At 72.3% G+C, this 17,797-nt stretch carries 14 protein-coding genes; 6 read left to right on the top strand and 8 right to left on the bottom strand.

Going from position 1 to position 17,797, the window contains the following annotated elements; all coding sequences use genetic code 11:
- Positions 1-182 precede the first annotated feature (182 nt).
- Positions 183-1,229 carry a hypothetical protein gene (locus ACIPSE_RS01865; RefSeq protein WP_401656309.1) on the top strand — a complete coding sequence of 349 codons (1,047 nt, stop codon included), beginning with the start codon at positions 183-185 and terminating at the stop codon, positions 1,227-1,229.
- A 114-nt stretch (positions 1,230-1,343) separates the two neighbouring features.
- On the opposite strand, the gene ACIPSE_RS01870 is transcribed toward ACIPSE_RS01865, so the two are convergent.
- The 3 genes from ACIPSE_RS01870 to ACIPSE_RS01880 all read right to left on the bottom strand — a co-directional run bounded on the left by ACIPSE_RS01870 (position 1,344) and on the right by ACIPSE_RS01880 (position 4,337).
- Entirely contained in the window at positions 1,344-1,790 is a 447-nt protein-coding gene (locus ACIPSE_RS01870; RefSeq protein WP_401656311.1) for a hypothetical protein, read from the bottom strand.
- 82 nt (positions 1,791-1,872) lie between these two features.
- On the bottom strand, positions 1,873-3,660 hold the full coding sequence (locus ACIPSE_RS01875) for a TIGR03767 family metallophosphoesterase (RefSeq protein ID WP_401656313.1): 1,788 nt from the start codon (positions 3,658-3,660) through the stop codon (positions 1,873-1,875).
- A gap of 230 nt (positions 3,661-3,890) precedes the next feature.
- Positions 3,891-4,337, bottom strand: a complete 447-nt coding sequence (locus tag ACIPSE_RS01880; RefSeq protein ID WP_401656315.1) for an NUDIX hydrolase — start codon at positions 4,335-4,337, stop codon at positions 3,891-3,893.
- A 308-nt stretch (positions 4,338-4,645) separates the two neighbouring features.
- Between ACIPSE_RS01880 and ACIPSE_RS01885 the strand changes: the two genes are divergently transcribed.
- Positions 4,646-7,963 (top strand): S8 family serine peptidase, encoded by a 3,318-nt coding sequence (locus tag ACIPSE_RS01885; protein WP_401656317.1) that lies wholly within the window; start codon positions 4,646-4,648, stop codon positions 7,961-7,963.
- Between the two features lie 80 nt (positions 7,964-8,043).
- On the opposite strand, the gene ACIPSE_RS01890 is transcribed toward ACIPSE_RS01885, so the two are convergent.
- Together ACIPSE_RS01890 and ACIPSE_RS01895 are read right to left on the bottom strand one after the other, a co-directional pair.
- Positions 8,044-8,811, bottom strand: a complete 768-nt coding sequence (locus ACIPSE_RS01890) for a hypothetical protein (RefSeq protein WP_401656319.1) — start codon at positions 8,809-8,811, stop codon at positions 8,044-8,046.
- Position 8,812: 1 nt separating this feature from the next.
- Positions 8,813-9,343, bottom strand: coding sequence for an RNA polymerase sigma factor (locus tag ACIPSE_RS01895; protein WP_401656321.1), 531 nt, complete (start codon positions 9,341-9,343; stop codon positions 8,813-8,815).
- Positions 9,344-9,668: 325 nt separating this feature from the next.
- Here ACIPSE_RS01895 and ACIPSE_RS01900 point away from each other — a divergent pair, with 325 nt between their 5' ends.
- Positions 9,669-10,685, top strand: coding sequence for an aspartate-semialdehyde dehydrogenase (locus ACIPSE_RS01900; RefSeq protein WP_401656323.1), 1,017 nt, complete (start codon positions 9,669-9,671; stop codon positions 10,683-10,685).
- A 191-nt stretch (positions 10,686-10,876) separates the two neighbouring features.
- Positions 10,877-13,444 (top strand): aminopeptidase N, encoded by a 2,568-nt coding sequence (gene pepN, locus ACIPSE_RS01905; protein ID WP_401656324.1) that lies wholly within the window; start codon positions 10,877-10,879, stop codon positions 13,442-13,444.
- Positions 13,445-13,514: 70 nt separating this feature from the next.
- On the opposite strand, the gene ACIPSE_RS01910 is transcribed toward pepN, so the two are convergent.
- A complete protein-coding gene (locus ACIPSE_RS01910; RefSeq protein ID WP_401656325.1) occupies positions 13,515-14,429 on the bottom strand; it encodes an EamA family transporter in 915 nt (304 codons plus the stop codon).
- Between the two features lie 106 nt (positions 14,430-14,535).
- Here ACIPSE_RS01910 and ACIPSE_RS01915 point away from each other — a divergent pair, with 106 nt between their 5' ends.
- Entirely contained in the window at positions 14,536-15,045 is a 510-nt protein-coding gene (locus ACIPSE_RS01915) for a MarR family winged helix-turn-helix transcriptional regulator (protein WP_401656327.1), read from the top strand.
- A gap of 67 nt (positions 15,046-15,112) precedes the next feature.
- Here the strand turns inward: ACIPSE_RS01915 and ACIPSE_RS01920 are convergent, their stop codons facing one another.
- Positions 15,113-16,576 carry an FAD-dependent monooxygenase gene (locus tag ACIPSE_RS01920; protein WP_401656329.1) on the bottom strand — a complete coding sequence of 488 codons (1,464 nt, stop codon included), beginning with the start codon at positions 16,574-16,576 and terminating at the stop codon, positions 15,113-15,115.
- Positions 16,577-16,717: 141 nt separating this feature from the next.
- Between ACIPSE_RS01920 and ACIPSE_RS01925 the strand changes: the two genes are divergently transcribed.
- Positions 16,718-17,368, top strand: a complete 651-nt coding sequence (locus ACIPSE_RS01925; protein WP_401656331.1) for a TetR family transcriptional regulator — start codon at positions 16,718-16,720, stop codon at positions 17,366-17,368.
- A 99-nt stretch (positions 17,369-17,467) separates the two neighbouring features.
- Here the strand turns inward: ACIPSE_RS01925 and ACIPSE_RS01930 are convergent, their stop codons facing one another.
- Entirely contained in the window at positions 17,468-17,737 is a 270-nt protein-coding gene (locus tag ACIPSE_RS01930; protein ID WP_401656333.1) for a hypothetical protein, read from the bottom strand.
- Positions 17,738-17,797 lie beyond the last annotated feature (60 nt).

Here is a 17,797-nt window from a genome sequence, read left to right on the forward strand (position 1 = left end):
CGGTAGCCGTTACGAAATCCGGGCAATAGTAGCCGTAACCCCTGGTCCACCCCATTCGGACCAGGGGTTTTCGGCGCCTATCGGCATCCGAACACCCGTCCTTTAGTACCGTGTTGTCCGCATTTATCGACAGCCGCGTAACAGCGGTTAGAGGGGGTCCGGGTGGCGGGAATCCCCGCTGCATGAACCACAACACCCCGGTCCCCCCGCTCTCCCCCCGCCCCGTACGCCACCTCTCCGAGGCGCACCGCCGGGTGCTGACGACGGCCCAGCTGCGCACCCGCGGCATCTCGCCGGCCGAGACGAACGAGCACTGCCGCCCCGGCGGCCCCTGGCAGCAGCTCCTGCCCGGCGTGGTCCTGTTGCACGCCGGCCCGCCGACCAGCGAGGAGCGGCTGCACGCGGTGCTGATGTACGCGGCGAAGGAGCGCACGCCCGGGGTGCCCGCCCAGCCCGGCGCGGAGGAGCCGCACGCCCCGCTGTACGCGGAGGCCATGCTGACCGGCCTCGCGGCGCTGACCCTGCACGGCTTCACCTCGTCGCCGTCGCTGATGTCGCTGGACCGGTTCGACGTCCTCGTCCCCCGGCTGCGCCGTCTGCGCTCCACCGGCTCGGCCCGGATCGTGCGCACGACGTCCCTGCCCGCCGCCCGCACGGTGACCGGACTGCCGGTCGCCCCGGTGCCGCGCGCCCTCGCGGACGCGGTCGCGGAGCTCTCCGACGCGGGGACCGTGCGGCGGCTGCTGACGGAGGCGGTGCGCGGCGGCCACTGCGAACCGGCCGCGGTGGTACGTGAGTTGAACAACGCGAAGCTGCTGACCCGGCCGCACGTGGTGGACGCGGTGGACTCCCTGCTCGCGGAGGGCCGCGCGATCGCCGAGGACCGTCTGTACCGGATGGTCCGCGACCACGGCCTGCCCGACCCGGTCTGGAACGTGGACCTGCGCCTGCCCGGCGGCCCGCACCTGGGCGGCCTGGACGCCTACTGGCCCGAGCAGGCCGTCGCGGTGGAGCTGGACACCCGCGCCCCGCGGCAGGACGAGGACGCGATGTGGTCGGAGTACGTCCGCAAGCGCGAGCACCTGGAGCGGCTCGGCATCACGGTCGTCCACATCACCCCGAAGAAGCTCCGCGAGTCGGCGGAGCAGCAGGCCACCGTCGTCCGCACGGCCCTGATGGCCGCGGGCGACCGCGACCCGGCCGCCTATGTCGTGGTGCTGCCCCGGTAGCGCGCGGGGCACGGTGCCACCCCGGCCGGAGGGGGATCGGGGAGGCACCGGGAGGGGAGCGGAGGAACCGCCGGGCGGAGGGGGCCCGGCGGCTCCTTCGCGTACGGCGCCGGGTCAGGCGGGGACGCCGCGCTGCCACTTCTTGTGGATCCACAGGCGCTCACCGGCGAGTTCGGTGCGGGCCCAGATGCCGGACAGCGGACCGACGGGCGTGTCGAGAGGCAGCCGGGACAGTACCCGGGAGGGGTGCACGCCGCCGAAGCTGTCGTACTCCAGGACGACGATCGCCCGGTCGGTGGTCAGGAGCACGCGGCGGGTGACGCGGGACTGGCAGACGACGAAGCCGATCATGCCGCCGAGGGGTCCGAAGAACGCGCCGCCGTCGAAGTCCAGGCCGAGTCCGGCGGCGAGGAGCCGGAAGGCGATCAGCCCGACCGCGAAGAACAGCCCCTGGTACCAGGGGTTGATGCCGCCCTGGGCCAGCACCACCCACCGCGGCTGCTCGTCCGGCGCCAGAAAACGCCGTGAACGCTCGACGACCCGGTCCGACACCCTCGACATCACGCATCCCCACCCGACGCACTCGTGATCAGCGGGCAGATCTTCGGACGGTGACGTGCGCGTTGTCAATGGACCGCCGGTCTCAGCCCTTCTTCAGCACCAGTTCCGTGTTCCGGTCCTTGGCGTCGCCGCCGAGCACCGTGCTGGCGCCGGGGGCGTTGTAGGACAGCTCGCGGTACAGGGCCGCGAGGCCCGTCTGGGAGAGGTCGGTGAAGTCGGTGCGGCGGGGGGCGGCGGACTCCACGCAGGTGGTGAAGAGGGAGAGGGTGCCGTCCTTGTTGTCGACGATCTCGATGACCCGGGCGAGCTGCGGGTAGTCGACGTGGGAGGCGGTGGAGATCTCCCAGAAGGAGCGTCCGCCGCCGACCGGGTGCGCGGTGATGTCGTTGCGGTGGATGTGACCGTTGACCCAGGCCAGGACGCCCCGGTGGCGGCCGAGCAGGGTCAGCACCTCCTGCCCGTCGTGGCGGCGCTCGCCGGGGCGGGCCGGGTCCGGGCGGGTGTTGACCATGGTCGCGCTGGTGTGGTGGCTGAAGACGATCGCGTACGCGCCCTTGTTCTCCCGCAGCGTCCGGTCCAGCCACTTCAGCTGGGCCGTGCCGATGGAGCCCTGGTAGTGGCCGCCCGGGTCGGTGGTGTCGAGGCTGATGCCGATGACGTCGTCGGCGATGCGGAACGAGTAGTACTGGGTGCCCGCGTCGAGGTTGGCGGTGGAGTAGCCGTGCCCGACGGGGCCGAGGCCACGGTGGGCCGGGTCCAGGTGGGCCCTGACGTACTCGGTGGGCGTGTACGGCGCCCGGGCCTCGTCCGGGGTGACCGAGCGCATGTCGCGGGCGTGGGCCTTCAGCAGCTCGCGGTAGGTGGCGCCCCGGGGGTCCTTGTCCTGCTTGAGGGAGTCCTGGAGCTTCTTGGCGTCCGACGCGGACAGTGTCATCAGCTTCTTCCCGCCGACGGCGAGCTCGGTGAGGTAGGCGTCGGCGTGCGAGGCGTAGGTGCCCAGCGGAAGGGCGTCGTGGTTGCCGACCGTGGAGTACCAGGGCAGGTTCAGGCCGGGGCTGTTGACCTCGCGGCGGGCGGCGGCGAGGAACCCGTCCAGGCGCGGGAAGCCGAGCAGCTTGTCGGCGTCGCGGACGGTGGAGTCGGGCTGCCAGTACTGCTGGATGCCGCTGTTCTGGACGCCCTCGTAGCGCTGCGGGTCACCGGAGTCGGGGGTGATCCGGCCGCCGCTCATCACCTTCAGGAACCACTCCAGCTCGGTCCCCGCGTTGTTGTCGGTGTTGTCGCCGGTGGTCATCGCGAAGTGCAGCGGGGCGCCGGTGGCGGGACCGCCGCGCAGCGCGTTGATCCGCTCGACGAGGGCGACCGCGCCCTGCACGGTCAGCGCCTCGTGCGGGCGCCAGGCGTGCACGTCCGTGGAGCGCAGGTACTCCAGGCGCAGCGGGTGCTGGACGTCGATCAGGTGGAGGTCGGTGAGCTGGACGAAGGCGGCGAGCGCGGTACGGCGGCCCGCGCGCCCCGACTTGGGCGCGGCCAGGTCGGAGCGGACCACCCGGCTCCAGCCGGGGCCGTCGCCCAGGCGGCGGAACCCGGAGGAGGTGCGCGGGGCGGAGACGCTCGCGAGGGTCGTGCCCTGGGTGTACGGCGCGAGCGGCGCGGCCGGGGCCTGCCGGGACTGGGCCACGGGCGCCTCACCGGCCCCGGCGGCGTCGGCGGTGGCGGCGTCGGCGGCCTGGCTGTCGGTGGGCCGCAGCGCGTAGCCGATGCCCACGGAGGCGGCTGCCGCGCCGGTGGCGGCGAGCACGGTACGGCGGTTGACGCCCCGCGCGGTGGTCTCCAGCGCGGAGTTGACGACAGAGCGTGTGCGCGACATGGCGCGGTCTCCCCGAGTGCGAACGCGTCGGCAGTGGTCGCGGGGGGCTCGCGATCGCGAACAACCCGCTCGCTCTGGATCGTTGGCACCGGGAATGACCTGCGCGTGAACGAGACCGCAACGCGCAGCGCCGATCACCGTACGTGGATCTTGGGCCACCCTTCGCGTTCGCGGACGCTTCTCGAACGGCCCGAAGACGGTCACGCGCTGTTCATCTTCCGGGGTACCCCCTAGGGCACCCGGCCTGTGACGGGACGTTCGCGCCAGAGGCGGAGGCCCACGTCGACCAGTCCGACGCGGTGCAGGGCGGGGACCTCGTCCAGCGGATGCCAGGCGGCCATGTCGGTGGAGCCGCCGATCTCGTCGCGCAGTTCGCCGGAGACGATCCGGCCCTCGTAGACGAGGCGTACGCCGTGCTGGTCGACCTTGCGGCCGAAGCGGCGCGTCTCGACGGCGCGGCGGGAGTCCACCCCGAGCAGGCCGGTGATCTCGGCCCGGTAGCCGGTCTCCTCCTCGACCTCCCGCAGGACGGTGTCGTAGGGATCCTCGCCGTGCTCCATGCCGCCGCCGGGCAGGGTCCACTCCGCCCGGCCCCGGCCGTCGATCCAGCGGGCGAGCAGGACCTGCCCCTCCCGTACGCACACGGCGTAGGCCGCCACCCTCAACTTCTCGCGCATACACGGACGATAGGGCCTGCCCCGGCCGGCCCCGGGATCACCCGGGGCTGTCAGGGCCGGGGCCGTCAGGGTGCCGATACCGGAACAACCTGTGGAACCCTCAGAGTTTTGACCGTTTCACTCCTCATATCCCGATAAGTGATCGCGGGTTTTCCCCATCGGCCCATATCGATTCGGTCAACTCTCCCTAAACATCCTTCCCATAGGTAAAGCTGTGCGATCGTCCGGGGTTTTGATCCGGACCGCCGCGGTCAGGACCGATCGGCTCCGGCCGCCCCTGCACGTTCCTTTACCTACAAGGGATGCCGATGACCCACACCCCCAGGCGTGAACCGATACCGGGCGCCAGACGCGCGGCACGCATAGCCGTGGCCGCGGGACTCGTCGCCGCGCTCTCCGCGGCCGGGCCGATACCCATGGCCTTCTCCGCCGATGCCGCCGCCACGCCCGCGGCGGCCGACCCGGGTGTCAAGTCCGCCCACGACAAGCTGGGTTCGGACGACGCCGACCTGCTCGCCGAGGCCAAGGCCGGCGGCGACAAGAACGTCACGCTGATGATCGCCACCGCCCCCGGCCAGACCGAGCAGGTCGCCGCGGAGCTGGACGCGGTCAAGGGCGGTTCCGTGGGCCGGACCTACGACAAGCTCGGTTACGTCCGGGCCACCGTCCCCACCGCGAAGGCGGACTCGGCCATCGCCGCCGCCGCCAAGCTCTCCTCCGTGCACGGCATCGACCTGCGGCAGGAGATCGCCCTCGACGACCCGACCCCGGCCGGTGACACCGCCCAGGGCGCGAAGACCTCCGCGAGCGCGACCACCACGTACGCGGCGCCGAACAAGAAGACCCCCGCGGTCAACCCGTACAACCCGTCCTTCGAGACGGGCGCCGTCGAGTTCGTCGAGGACCACCCGAAGGCCGACGGCCGCGGGATCACCATCGGCATCCTGGACTCCGGCGTCGACCTCGGCCACCCGGCGCTGCAGAAGACCACCACCGGTGAGCGCAAGATCGTCGACTGGGTCACCGCGACCGACCCGATCCTCGACAGCGACCGCACCTGGCGCCCGCAGGTCACCAACGTCTCCGGACCGACCTTCACCTACGGCGGCAAGACCTGGACGGCGCCCGCGGGCTCGTACAGCGTCAGCACCTTCCTGGAGTCGTACACCGTCGGCGGCGACGCCGCGGGCGACGCCAACCGCGACGGCGACACCACCGACTCGTGGGGCGTCCTGTACGACGCCGCCGCCGGGACCGTGCGCGTCGACCTGAACAACAACAACGACTTCAGTGACGACGAGCCGATGAAGCCGTACAAGGACGGCTTCCAGATCGGCTACTTCGGCACCGACAACCCCGCGACCGACGTGGTCGAGCGGCAGCCGTTCGTGGTGGAGATCCGCAAGGACGTCCCCATGGACCCCTACGGCGGCTCCTGGGTCGGGCAGAAGCGCGACTTCGTCAACATCGGCGTCATCGAGTCCGAGCACGGCACCCACGTCGCCGGCATCACCTCCGCCAACGGCCTGTTCGGCGGGAAGATGAACGGCGCGGCCCCGGGCGCGAAGATCGTCTCCTCCCGTGCCTGCACCTGGACCGGCGGCTGCACCAACGTGGCACTCACCGAGGGCATGATCGACCTCGTCGCCAACCGCGGCGTCGACATCGTGAACATGTCCATCGGCGGCCTCCCCGCGCTGAACGACGGCAACAACGCGCGCGCCGAGCTCTACACGCGCCTCATCGACACCTACGGCGTCCAGCTGGTGATCTCCGCGGGCAACTCCGGCCCGGGTGCCAACACCATCGGCGACCCCGGTCTGGCCGACAAGGTGATCTCCGTCGGCGCGGCCATCTCCAAGCAGACCTGGGCCTCCAACTACGGCTCGCAGGTCACGAAGTCGTACGCGATGATGCCGTTCTCGTCGCGCGGCCCGCGTGAGGACGGCGGCTTCACCCCGACCCTGTCCGCGCCCGGCGCCTCGATCAACACCACCCAGACCTGGCTGCCGGGCTCCCCGGTCGCCGAGGCGGGCTACACGCTGCCGGCCGGCTACTCGATGCTCCAGGGCACCTCGATGGCCTCCCCGCAGGCCGCGGGCGCCTCGGCGCTGCTGCTGAGCGCCGCCAAGCAGAAGGGCATCGCGCTCACCCCGGCGACCCTGCGCACCGCCCTCACCTCCACCGCCGACCACATCAAGGGTGTGCAGGCGTACGAGGAGGGCGCGGGCCTCATCGACATCGTCGACGCGTGGGACTCCATCAAGGACGGCGCGACCGCCCACGACTACACCGTCAAGGCACCCGTCGACACCGCGATCGACCAGTTCCTGAAGACCCCGGGCTACGGCACCGGCCTCTACGACCGTGAGGGCGGCCTGAAGGCCGGCGTCAAGAAGACGTACGACGTCACCGTCACCCGTACCTCCGGCGCCGCCAAGGCGATCCGTCACGAGCTCAGCCTGGAGAACAACGCCTCCGGCACCTTCTCGATCGTCGGCTCGGACGAGGTCAAGCTGGAGCTGAACAAGCCCGTCACCGTCAAGATCGCCGCGAAGTCGCCGTCCGCCGGCCTCAAGAGCGCGATCCTGGAGGTCGACGACCCGCGCACCGAGGGCGTCGACAAGCAGATCCTCACCACGGTCGTCGTCTCGGCACCGGTGAAGTACACCTACTCGGCGTCCTCCACCGTGCAGCGCAACAGCACCCAGTCGTACTTCGTGACGGTCCCCGAGGGCGCCAAGTCCCTGGAGGTCGCGATCGGCGGGCTGAAGGGCGCGAGCCAGACCCGGTTCATCGCCATCCACCCGTACGGCGTCCCGGTCGACAACACCTCGACCCCGTACTGCTACAACAACTACCTCGACGGCAACGGCTGCAAGCCCGACGTGCGTGCGTACGCGGACCCGCAGGCCGGCGTCTGGGAGATCGAGGTCGAGTCGCGCCGTACGTCGCCGCTGCTCGACAACCCGTACAAGCTGAACGTCGCCGTCTACGGCGCGGCCTTCGACCCGGAGACCGTGACCGTGCCCGAGGCGAAGGTCGGTACGCCGGTCGCCGCCTCCTGGACGGTGACGAACAACTTCGCCGCGATCGACGGCAAGCTGGTCGGCGGCCCGCTCGGCTCCGCCAAGAACGACCGCCCGACCATCGCGGACGGCGCCACCCAGACCACCACGGTCGAGGTGCCCGCAGGCGCCCAGTCGCTGGACGTCGCCATCGGCAACGTCTCCGACACCTCCGCCGACCTGGACCTGACGGTCTACGACGCGGCGGGCACCGTGGTCGGCCAGTCCGCCGACGGCGACTCGGAGGAGTCCGTCTCCGTGGCCTCCCCGGCCGCCGGCACGTACACCATCGAGGTGGTCGGCTACTCGATCCCGGCCGGGTCCACCGCGTACGACTACCAGGACGTGTTCTTCTCCAGCGCCCTGGGCACCGTCACGGTCGACGACTCCGTCGCCGTGAAGCTCGCCACCGGCGCCTCCACGGGCGTCACCGCGAGCGTCACCGCCGCGGCCCCCGCCCCGGAGGGCCGTGAGTTCTTCGGCCAGGTGCAGCTCGTCAACGCGCGCGGCACGGCCGCGGGCATCGGCAGCGTCCTGATCGAGACGGTCACCCCGTAGCGGTCCGCGTACGACGGGGCGGGCGTCCGAAGCGGGCGCCCGCCCTTCGCGTTCCCCGGCCCGTCCCGGACGCCGGAGGGTCAGCAGCCGAGGTCGCGCGACTGCGGCAACGAGGCCTGGACCCAGGCCCGTTCGCGGGCGACCTCCCGCTCCCCCACCACCCAGTGGTCGGGTACGACCGCGCCCCGCGGGACGCCGAACAGGACCTGGTCGCCGCGCCCGAGGCCGTCGGTGAACGTGTCGTCGACGACATAGGTGAGCCGGTCGGGGCGGTCGCCGGTGTCCTGCTTGTAGTAGCGGCTCACCTCGACCGTCACCCTCAACTGCACTCCGTCCGCCAGGCGTTCCACCGAGACGACCGTGCCCTCGGCGACCAGCCGGGTGCAGGCCAGGTAGTGCGGGCTGCCGAAGCGGGCGGCGTCCGCGGCGGGGGCGTCGGCCTCCGCCTTCGAGGCGCCGCTGTCCGAATCACCGGTGATGTCCGCCCCGTTGGTCGCGATCAGCCAGCCCATGCCGGTGACCACCACCGCCGCGCCCGCGGCGACGAGCGACCCCACGGCGATCCGCGGCGCCCAGCGGCGCAGCCGGGAGGGGCCCACGCGGGCGGGGACCACCCGGGCGGGTGCCGCGGCGCCGGGCGAGGGTCCGGCGAGGGCGTCGCCGATGACGCCGAGCTGCTCGCGCAGCAGCGCGAGATCGGCGGTGGCCGCGCGGTGTTCGGCGCGCAGGGCGGCGTCCGCGTCCTCGGGCAGGGGGGCGTCGGTGAGGGCGGCCATCAACGCGTCGAAGCCGCGGTCGGGGCGGCTGTGAGGGCCGCGGTCGGGTCCGCGGTCGGGTCCGGCGCTCATCTCACACCACCTCGTCCTCGTGCAGGCGGGCGCGCAGCGCGCGGACCGCCGAGTGCAGCCTGCTCTTCACCGTGCCCTCGGGGACGCCCAGTTCATGGGCGATGTCACGGACCGGCAGATCGGCGTAGAAGCGCAGGACGACGACCTGGCGCTGGGCGTCGGGCAGCTGGTCCAGGCCCCGTGCGACGGCGAGCGAGAGCAGCGAGGTGTCCTCGCCCGACGGATGCTCCGACTGGCGCAGGGACGCGAGCCGCTCGCCGACGCGTTCCTGGCGGCGTTTGGCGCGGTGCCAGTCCATGGCGAGGTTCGAGGCGACGACGGCCGCCCACGCCGAGACGTCACACGGCGCCTCGTAGCCCTTCGCCGCGCGTTCCAGCAGCCGCAGGCGGACCTGCTGCACCCCGTCCGGCAGGTCCGCCTGCGGTACCCCGCCGAGCGCGAGCACGGCCCGCACCCGACGCTCCTGAGCCGCGTCCAGCGGGTCGTCGACCACGTCGCCCCCCTGGCCGCGACGGCCCGTTCTGCGCAGCACAAGCCACCCCTCCCCCCAGCCGCGTTTCCCCTAGGACGCCGGTGGCGGCAGAAACGTTCGGGCCGGGCCGGAAATCTTTCGGCGGCCGACGTGGCGTAGCGCACACCCGTGCGGCGGACGAACCCTGCTCCCGGGGCGCGGGCCCGCCGATTCTTCCGGTCCCCGGCCGGTATCGGACGGAATCCTGCACGTCAGGGCAGTGGGCGAGGAGTGTGCCGTCCCATCCTTCGGGCAAAGGATTGGACACGGCGGCCATGGACAGACGCATCATGGAAACGTCCAGGCCACGCAATCGCCACGAGGCACCACGAAACAGGGAGTAACCGTGAGGGTCGGAATCGTCGGAGCCACCGGGCAGGTCGGCACGGTCATGCGCAGGATCCTCACGGAGCGGAACTTCCCGGTCACCGAGCTGCGGCTGTTCGCCTCGGCCCGCTCGGCGGGGTCGGTCCTGGACGGCGTGACGGTCGAGGACGCGGCGACGGCGGACTACACGGGCCTGGACATCGTGCTGTTCTCCGCCGGTGGCGCCACCTCCAAGGCGCTGGCCGAGAAGGTCGCCGCCCAGGGCGCCGTCGTGATCGACAACTCCTCCGCCTGGCGCAAGGACCCCGAGGTCCCCCTCGTCGTCTCCGAGGTGAACCCGCACGCGATCGCGGACCGGCCCAAGGGCATCATCGCCAACCCGAACTGCACCACCATGGCCGCGATGCCGGTGCTGAAGGTGCTGGACGCCGAGGCGGGCCTCGAAGCCCTGGTCGCCACCACCTACCAGGCGGTCTCCGGCTCCGGTCTCGCGGGCGTCGCCGAGCTCCAGGGCCAGGTGGAGAAGGTCGCCGCCGACGCCGAGAAGCTCACCCACGACGGTGCGGCGGTCGACTTCCCCGAGCCGCAGGTCTACAAGCGGCCCATCGCCTTCAACGTGCTGCCCTTCGCGGGCAACCTCGTCGAGGACGGCCTGAACGAGACCGACGAGGAGCAGAAGCTCCGCAACGAGTCCCGCAAGATCCTCGAACTTCCCGCCCTGAAGGTCTCCGGCACGTGCGTGCGCGTCCCGGTCTTCTCCGGTCACTCCCTCCAGCTCAACGCCCGCTTCGCCGGTCCGCTGAGCCCCGAGCGCGCCACCGAGCTGCTCGCGGGCGCGCCGGGCGTCGCGCTCTCCGAGATCCCGACCCCGCTCCAGGCGGCCGGCCAGGACGTCTCCTACGTGGGCCGCATCCGCCGCGACGAGACGGTCGAGCACGGCCTCGCGCTGTTCGTCTCGGGCGACAACCTCCGCAAGGGCGCGGCCCTGAACGCGGTCCAGATCGCGGAACTGGTGGCGGCGGAGCTCAAGGGCTGACCCCACCCGGTCCCGAAGGGGCGGCCCCCACTCCGGGAGCCGCCCCTTTCCGCATGCCTCCAGCGGCGTCCCGTGCCTCCGGAACGTACAAAGCCGCAGGGCAGCCGGGCCGAACCGTCGGAGACATTCGTGCGGGACCCATGGAAGGATGACCGAACCGCCGAACCTACCCATAACGAGGAGATGACCGCGTGCCTGGCACAAACCTGACTCGCGAAGAGGCTCAGCAACGGGCTGCGCTGCTCACCGTCGAGTCCTACGAGATCGATCTCGACCTCTCCGGGGCGCAGGAGGGCGGTACCTTCCGGTCTGTCACCACGGTGCGCTTCGACGCCGCCGGGAACGGCGAGTCGTTCATCGACCTGGTGGCCCCGACCGTCCACGAGGTGACGCTCAACGGCGACCCCCTGGACCCCGCGGCGCTCTTCGCGGACTCGCGCATCGCGCTCCCCGGTCTGCTGGCGGGCCAGAACGTGCTGCGCGTGGTGGCGGACTGCGCGTACACCAACACGGGCGAGGGTCTGCACCGTTTCGTCGACCCGGTCGACCAGCAGGCGTATCTGTACACCCAGTTCGAGGTCCCGGACGCCCGCCGTGTCTTCGCCTCCTTCGAGCAGCCGGACCTGAAGGCCACGTTCCGGTTCACCGTGAAGGCGCCCTCCGGCTGGACGGTCGTCTCCAACTCGCCGACGCCCGAGCCGAAGGGCGACGTCTGGGAGTTCGAGCCGACGCCGCGCATCTCGACGTACATCACGGCGCTGATCGTGGGCCCGTACCACTCCGTGCACAGCGTGTACGAGAAGGACGGGCAGAGCGTCCCGCTCGCCGTCTACTGCCGTCCCTCGCTCGCCGAGTTCCTCGACTCGGACGCCATCTTCGAGGTGACCCGGCAGGGCTTCGACTGGTTCCAGGAGAAGTTCGACTACGCCTACCCGTTCGCCAAGTACGACCAGCTCTTCGTGCCGGAGTTCAACGCGGGCGCGATGGAGAACGCGGGCGCGGTCACCATCCGCGACCAGTACGTGTTCCGCTCCAAGGTGACGGACGCCGCGTACGAGGTCCGCGCGGAGACCATCCTGCACGAGCTCGCCCACATGTGGTTCGGCGACCTCGTCACCATGGAGTGGTGGAACGACCTGTGGCTGAACGAGTCGTTCGCCACGTACACCTCGATCGCCTGCCAGGCGTACGCCCCCGGCTCCCGGTGGCCGCACTCCTGGACGACGTTCGCCAACTCCATGAAGACCTGGGCGTACCGGCAGGACCAGCTGCCGTCCACGCACCCGATCATGGCCGAGATCCGTGACCTGGACGACGTCCTCGTCAACTTCGACGGCATCACGTACGCCAAGGGCGCCAGCGTCCTCAAGCAGCTCGTCGCCTATGTCGGCATGGACGAGTTCTTCGCGGGCGTGCAGGCGTACTTCAAGCGGCACGCGTTCGGCAACACCCGGCTGTCGGACCTGCTGGGCGCGCTGGAGGAGACCTCCGGCCGTGACCTGGGCACCTGGGCCCAGAAGTGGCTCCAGACCGCCGGCATCAACATCCTGCGCCCGGAGATCGAGACGGACGCGGACGGGGTCGTCACGTCCTTCGCGATCCGCCAGGAGGCCCCCGCGCTGCCCGCCGGCGTCCAGGGCGAGGCGATCCTGCGCCCGCACCGCATCGCGGTCGGCCTGTACGAACTCGACGAGGACAGCGGCAAGCTGGTGCGCGACGAGCGGATCGAGCTGGACGTGGACGGCGAACTGACCGCCGTGCCGCAGCTGGTCGGCAGGCGCCGCCCGGCCGTCGTCCTGCTCAACGACGACGACCTGTCGTACGCGAAGATCCGCCTGGACGAGCAGTCCCTCGCGTTCGTCACCGAGCACCTCGGCGACTTCGAGTCCTCCCTGCCGCGCGCCCTGTGCTGGGCATCCGCCTGGGACATGACCCGGGACGCCGAACTGGCCACCCGCGACTACCTGTCCCTGGTGCTGTCGGGCATCGGCAAGGAGTCCGACATCGGTGTCGTGCAGTCCCTGCACCGCCAGGTGAAGCTGGCCGTCGAGCTGTACGCCGACCCGACCGCCCGTGAGGCCCTGCTGACCCGCTGGACGGACGCCACGCTGGCCCATCTGCGGTCCTCCGAGGCGGGCGGCGACCACCAGCTCGCCTGGGCGCGCGCGTTCGCGGCGACGGCCCGCACCCCGGAGCAGCTGGACCTGCTGGAGGCGCTGCTCGACGGGTCGCAGACGATCGAGGGCCTGGCCGTCGACACCGATCTGCGCTGGGCGTTCGTGGAGCGTCTGACGGCGGTGGGCCGCTTCGACGAGGCGGAGATCTCCGCCGAGTACGAGCGCGACAGGACCGCCGCCGGTGAGCGGCACGCGGCCACCGCCCGCGCCTCCCGTCCCACGGCGGAGGCCAAGGAGGAGGCCTGGGCGTCGGTCGTGGAGTCCGACAAGCTCCCGAACGCGGTGCAGGAGGCCGTGATCGGCGGCTTCGTCCAGACCGACCAGCGCGAGCTGCTCGCCTCGTACACGGAGAAGTACTTCGAGGTGGTCAAGGAGATCTGGGACACCCGCTCCCACGAGATCGCCCAGCAGATCGCGGTCGGCCTCTACCCCTCGCTCCAGGTCTCCCAGGACACCCTGGACCGCACGGACGCCTGGCTGGCCTCCGCGGCCCCCAACGCGGCCCTGCGCCGCCTGGTCTCGGAGTCCCGCTCGGGCGTCGAGCGCGCGCTGAGGGCCCAGGCGGCGGACGCCGCCCGCTAGTCACCGGTACGACGAGGAGGGCGCCCGGCATCGTGCCGGGCGCCCTTCTTCGTGGGCGGACACGTCCGGGTCAGCGCACGGCCGTCGCGCGGGGGACGGCGGACGGGCGGCCGGTGACGGTGACCGTGCCCGCGCCGCGCGGGCGCCGCTGGCCCGCCACCGTCGCCCCGAACGCCAGCCCCATTCCCAGGAGTTGCACCGGCGTCAGCGACTGGCCGAGGGCCGCCCAGCCGACGACGGCGGCGGTCAGCGGGGAGAGCGGGCCGAGGAAGGTGACCTGGGTGGCGGTGAGCCGGCCGATGCCGCGGAACCAGAGCCAGTAGGCGACGGCCGTGTTGGCGAGGGCGAGGTAGAGGTAGCCGGCCACGGCCCGCCCGTCCAGCGCGGGCGGGGCGCCCTCGACGAACAGGGCGAGCGGGGCGATGAGCAGCCCTCCGGCGGTGAGCTGCCAGGCGGTCAGGGCGAGCGGGCCCACGCCCTCGGGCCGCCCCCAGCGCTTGGTGAGCACGGTTCCGGCGGACATCGAGGCGGCCGACGCGAACGCCGCCGCCACCCCGACCGGGTCGAGCTCCCCGGCCGCCTTCAGCACGACCAGGCTGACCCCGAAGGCGGCGACCACGCCGGTGAGCACACTGCGGGTGGTGGGCCGCTGCCCCAGCAGCAGCGCGGACAGGCCGACGACGAGCAGCGGCCCGACCGACCCGACGACGGCCGCCATGCCGCCCGGCAGCCGGTACGCGGAGAGGAAGAGGAGGGGGAAGAACGCCCCGATGTTCAGCGCCCCCAGCACCGCCGCCTTCCCCCACCACACCCCGCGCGGCAGCACCCGGGCGAGCGCGAGCAGCACGAGCCCGGCGGGCAGGGCCCGCAGGACGCCGGTGAACAGGGGGCGGTCGGCCGGGAGGAGCTCGGTGGTGACGGCGTAGGTGGTGCCCCAGGAGACGGGCGCGAGGGCGGTGAGCAGGACGGTGGCGGTGCGGTTCACGGGGAACCTCCTCGAAAGAAGCTCGCTTGAAAGTAGCTTACCGCTAAGCAACTTTCTGGCAAGCCAGTTTCTTGCGGGTGACCCGGTTTCGGCCGATACTCGGCGCATGAGTGCACGCCCGGAGCAGCCCAGGGACCCCGTCGACGCGATCATCGGCCAGTGGGCGGCGGTCCGGCCCGATCTGGACACCCGGGCGATGGAGGTCTTCGGCCGGATCTTCCGCCTCTCCCGCACGATGGGCGACCGCATGGAGGCCGCCTACGCGCCCTACGGCATCGCCCGCGGCGAGTTCGACGTCCTCGCGACCCTGCGCCGCACCGGCGAGCCCTACACCCTCTCCCCCCGCCAGCTCTCCGCGACGCTGATGCTCACGACGGGCGGCATGACCGGCCGGCTGGACAAGCTGGAACGCGCGGAGCTGCTGCGCCGCTCCCCCGACCCCCATGACCGCCGGGGACTCCAGGTCACCCTCACCGGGAAGGGGCTGCGGCTCATCGACGAGGCGGTCGGCGCGGGCCTGGCCGCCCAGACGGAGGCGCTCGGGGCGCTGGACGACGAACAGGCCGGCCGACTGGCCGACCTGCTGCGGGAGTTGCTGGCGGGGACGGCCCACTGACCGTTCGACGGCTCACCGGCCTTTCGACGGCCGGGAGTTCGGTGACGGGCGGCTCGGCGGGGGCCGTTCAGCGACCGAGGTGCTCGGCCAGCGCCGCCTCGGTCCGCGCCGGGTCCGCCGAGTCCGCCGCCCAGGCCACGTACCCGTCGGGCCGCACCAGCAGGGTCGTACGCCGCTCGCCCGTCCAGTGCTCCACGGTCAGCCGGTCCTTGCGGGCGCCCTTGTCCTCGTACCCGGCGGCCGGGACGACCAGGACGAACCGGCCGCCGCGCAGGGCCTCGTGGAGACGGCCCGACTCCAGGGCCAGGTCGGGGACGCGGGTACCGGTGAGACGGTGGGCGCCGCGGGCGGCGGGGTAGCGGTGGCCGATACCGGAGACCTGGCCGAGCGCCTTGCGCCGGAGGGGACGGACGGCGCCCACGACGGCGGAGACCAGGGTGCGCGCGGCGCGGAGCCAGGGGCTGCGGGCCCGGGCCAGGCGGACCAGGCCGCCGCTGCTGCGCAGGACCGCCGCACCGACCGGGTGGCGTTCCGCCTGATAGGTGTCGAGGAGCCCCTCGGGCGCCCAGCCCCGCACGGCGGCGACGAGCTTCCAGCTCAGGTTGGCCGCGTCCTGGAGGCCGGTGTTCATGCCCTGGCCGCCGGCCGGCGAGTGGACGTGCGCGGCGTCACCGGCGAGCAGGACCCGGCCGACCCGGTACGCGGGCGCCTGGCGCTCGTCGCTGTGGAAGCGGGAGAGCCAGCGGGCGTCGTGCATGCCGTAGTCGGTGCCGAGCGCGCGGCGGGCGACCTCCTTGATCTCGTCGAGGTCCAGCGGGGCGTCGTCGGCGACCTCGTTGCGGCGGTTCCAGCCCATCACCCGGTACCAGCCGTCACCGAAGGACGCGATCATCGCGAACGCGTCACCCGCGCCGTCGACCGTGAGCACGCTCTCCGGTTCCCGCTCCAGCCTGACGTCCGCGAGGAACAGCGACTTGATGACGGCGACACCGGGGAAGGGCAGGCCGACCGCCGCGCGCACGGCGCTGTGATGCCCGTCGGCGCCGACGACATAGGCGGCGCGGCGGGTGACGACGGTGCCGTCCGCCTCCCGCACCTCGACGTCGACGCCGTCCGCGTCCTGGCGCAGCCCGAGGACCTCGCTCTCGTACGCGAACCGCACCCCGGCCTCCCGCGCGCGGCGCTCCAGCAGCCGCTCGACCTCGTACTGCGGGGTGATCAGCAGGAAGGGGAAGCGGGAGGGGAGGGTGCCGAGGTCGAGCGTGAGCCTGCGGAACAGCTTGAGACCGGTGAGGGTGTCGCCGGTGGCGATCAGGGCGTCGGCGAGGCCGCGGGCGTCGAGCTGCTCCAGGGTGCGGGCGTGGACGCCGAAGGCGCGGGAGAGGTTGCTGATCCGGTGGGGGCGCTTCTCCAGGAGGGTGACGGGGACGCCGGCGGTCGCGAGGTCCCCGGCGAGGAGGAGGCCGGTGGGGCCGGAGCCGACGACGATGACGGGGGTGGCGGTGCCTGTCTCTGCGCCGGTGGCGTTCATGGGGCCTCCTGATGCCGACCAGTGGATGCCAACGGTTGTTGGCCAACGCTTGTTGACGACGATAGGGCGGGCCTTCCGGCGAAGTCAACACCTGTTGGCCAACAGGTGTTGGCAAACGTTCGTTGGCCTAGACTCCCGGGCATGAGAGCAAGCAGCGGCGCCTCCCCCGCCGACCCCGGCACCTCCACCGGCCCCGGCAACCCCGCCGCCCCCACCGCCTCCTCCGCCGGCCCCGCCTCGCGCCGCCGTTCCGAGGCGACCCGGGACGCGATCCTCCTCGCGGCCCGGGAGCGGTTCGCGGCCGACGGGTACGAGCGGGCCACCATCCGCGCCATCGCCAGGGACGCGGGGATCGATCCGTCGATGGTGATGCGCTACTACGGCAACAAGGAGGGCCTGTTCGCGGCGGCCGTCACCGTCGATCTGCGGCTGCCGGACCTGGACGGAGCGGACCGGCGGGACGTGGGCCGGGTGCTGGTGCGGCACTTCCTCGCCACGTGGGAGGAGAACGAGGTGCTCACGGCGCTGCTGCGGGTCGGGGTGACCAACCAGGCCGGGGCGGAGCGGATGCAGGGCATCTTCCGGGAGCAGTTGCTCGGGGTCGCGCTCCAGGTCTGCCCCGACCACGAGCAGGCGCCGGTCCGGGCCGCCCTGGTGGCGTCACAGGTGCTGGGCCTGGCGCTGACGCGTTACGTCCTGCGCATCCCGCCGGCGGTGGGGCTGCACCCGGAGGAGGTCGTGGCGTGGCTCGCGCCCACGGTGCAGCGGTACCTCACGGCGCCCAGCCCCTGAGGCCCTCCGGGCGGCCCCGGAACACGGCGAGGGCACCGTCCGCCACCGGTGAGGTGGGGACGATGCCCTCGCGGGACGTGACGCGGTGGGAACCGGCGGTCAGGCGCCGGCCTTCGCCTTGCCCTTGGTCGCGGTGTGCCGCAGATCCGGGTGCGAGCGGTCCAGGACCATCACGAGGCCCGTGATGACCGCGAAGATCGCGAGCGGGGCGACGACGTAGAGCCCCAGGGTCTCGACGACGCTCAGGCCGGGGCCCGGGTCGTCGCCGTCGTCGCGGGTGAGCGCGAGCGCGGGGGACGTCATGAGCAGCATCATCAGCGTCGTACCGGCAGCCAGGGCGCCGGCGCGCAGAGCGTTCTTCTTGTCCACGGTGCCAAAATATCCAACGCCGCTCCGGGCCGCGCGCCCGGGGGTGCGTAAGAGGGTCCG

The sequence above is a fragment of the Streptomyces sp. NPDC090106 genome, from assembly GCF_044747265.1.
Taxonomy (GTDB): Bacteria; Actinomycetota; Actinomycetes; order Streptomycetales; family Streptomycetaceae; genus Streptomyces.

What these genes read in the sequence shown, in the direction of transcription:
- ACIPSE_RS01865 (WP_401656309.1), top strand. Translation starts at nt 183, where the DNA reads ATGAACCACAACACCCCGGTCCCCCCGCTCTCCCCCCGCCCCGTACGC.
- ACIPSE_RS01870 (WP_401656311.1), bottom strand. Translation starts at nt 1,790, where the DNA reads ATGTCGAGGGTGTCGGACCGGGTCGTCGAGCGTTCACGGCGTTTTCTG.
- ACIPSE_RS01875 (WP_401656313.1), bottom strand. Translation starts at nt 3,660, where the DNA reads ATGTCGCGCACACGCTCTGTCGTCAACTCCGCGCTGGAGACCACCGCG.
- ACIPSE_RS01880 (WP_401656315.1), bottom strand. Translation starts at nt 4,337, where the DNA reads ATGCGCGAGAAGTTGAGGGTGGCGGCCTACGCCGTGTGCGTACGGGAG.
- ACIPSE_RS01885 (WP_401656317.1), top strand. Translation starts at nt 4,646, where the DNA reads ATGACCCACACCCCCAGGCGTGAACCGATACCGGGCGCCAGACGCGCG.
- ACIPSE_RS01890 (WP_401656319.1), bottom strand. Translation starts at nt 8,811, where the DNA reads ATGAGCGCCGGACCCGACCGCGGACCCGACCGCGGCCCTCACAGCCGC.
- ACIPSE_RS01915 (WP_401656327.1), top strand. Translation starts at nt 14,536, where the DNA reads ATGAGTGCACGCCCGGAGCAGCCCAGGGACCCCGTCGACGCGATCATC.
- ACIPSE_RS01920 (WP_401656329.1), bottom strand. Translation starts at nt 16,576, where the DNA reads ATGAACGCCACCGGCGCAGAGACAGGCACCGCCACCCCCGTCATCGTC.
- ACIPSE_RS01925 (WP_401656331.1), top strand. Translation starts at nt 16,718, where the DNA reads ATGAGAGCAAGCAGCGGCGCCTCCCCCGCCGACCCCGGCACCTCCACC.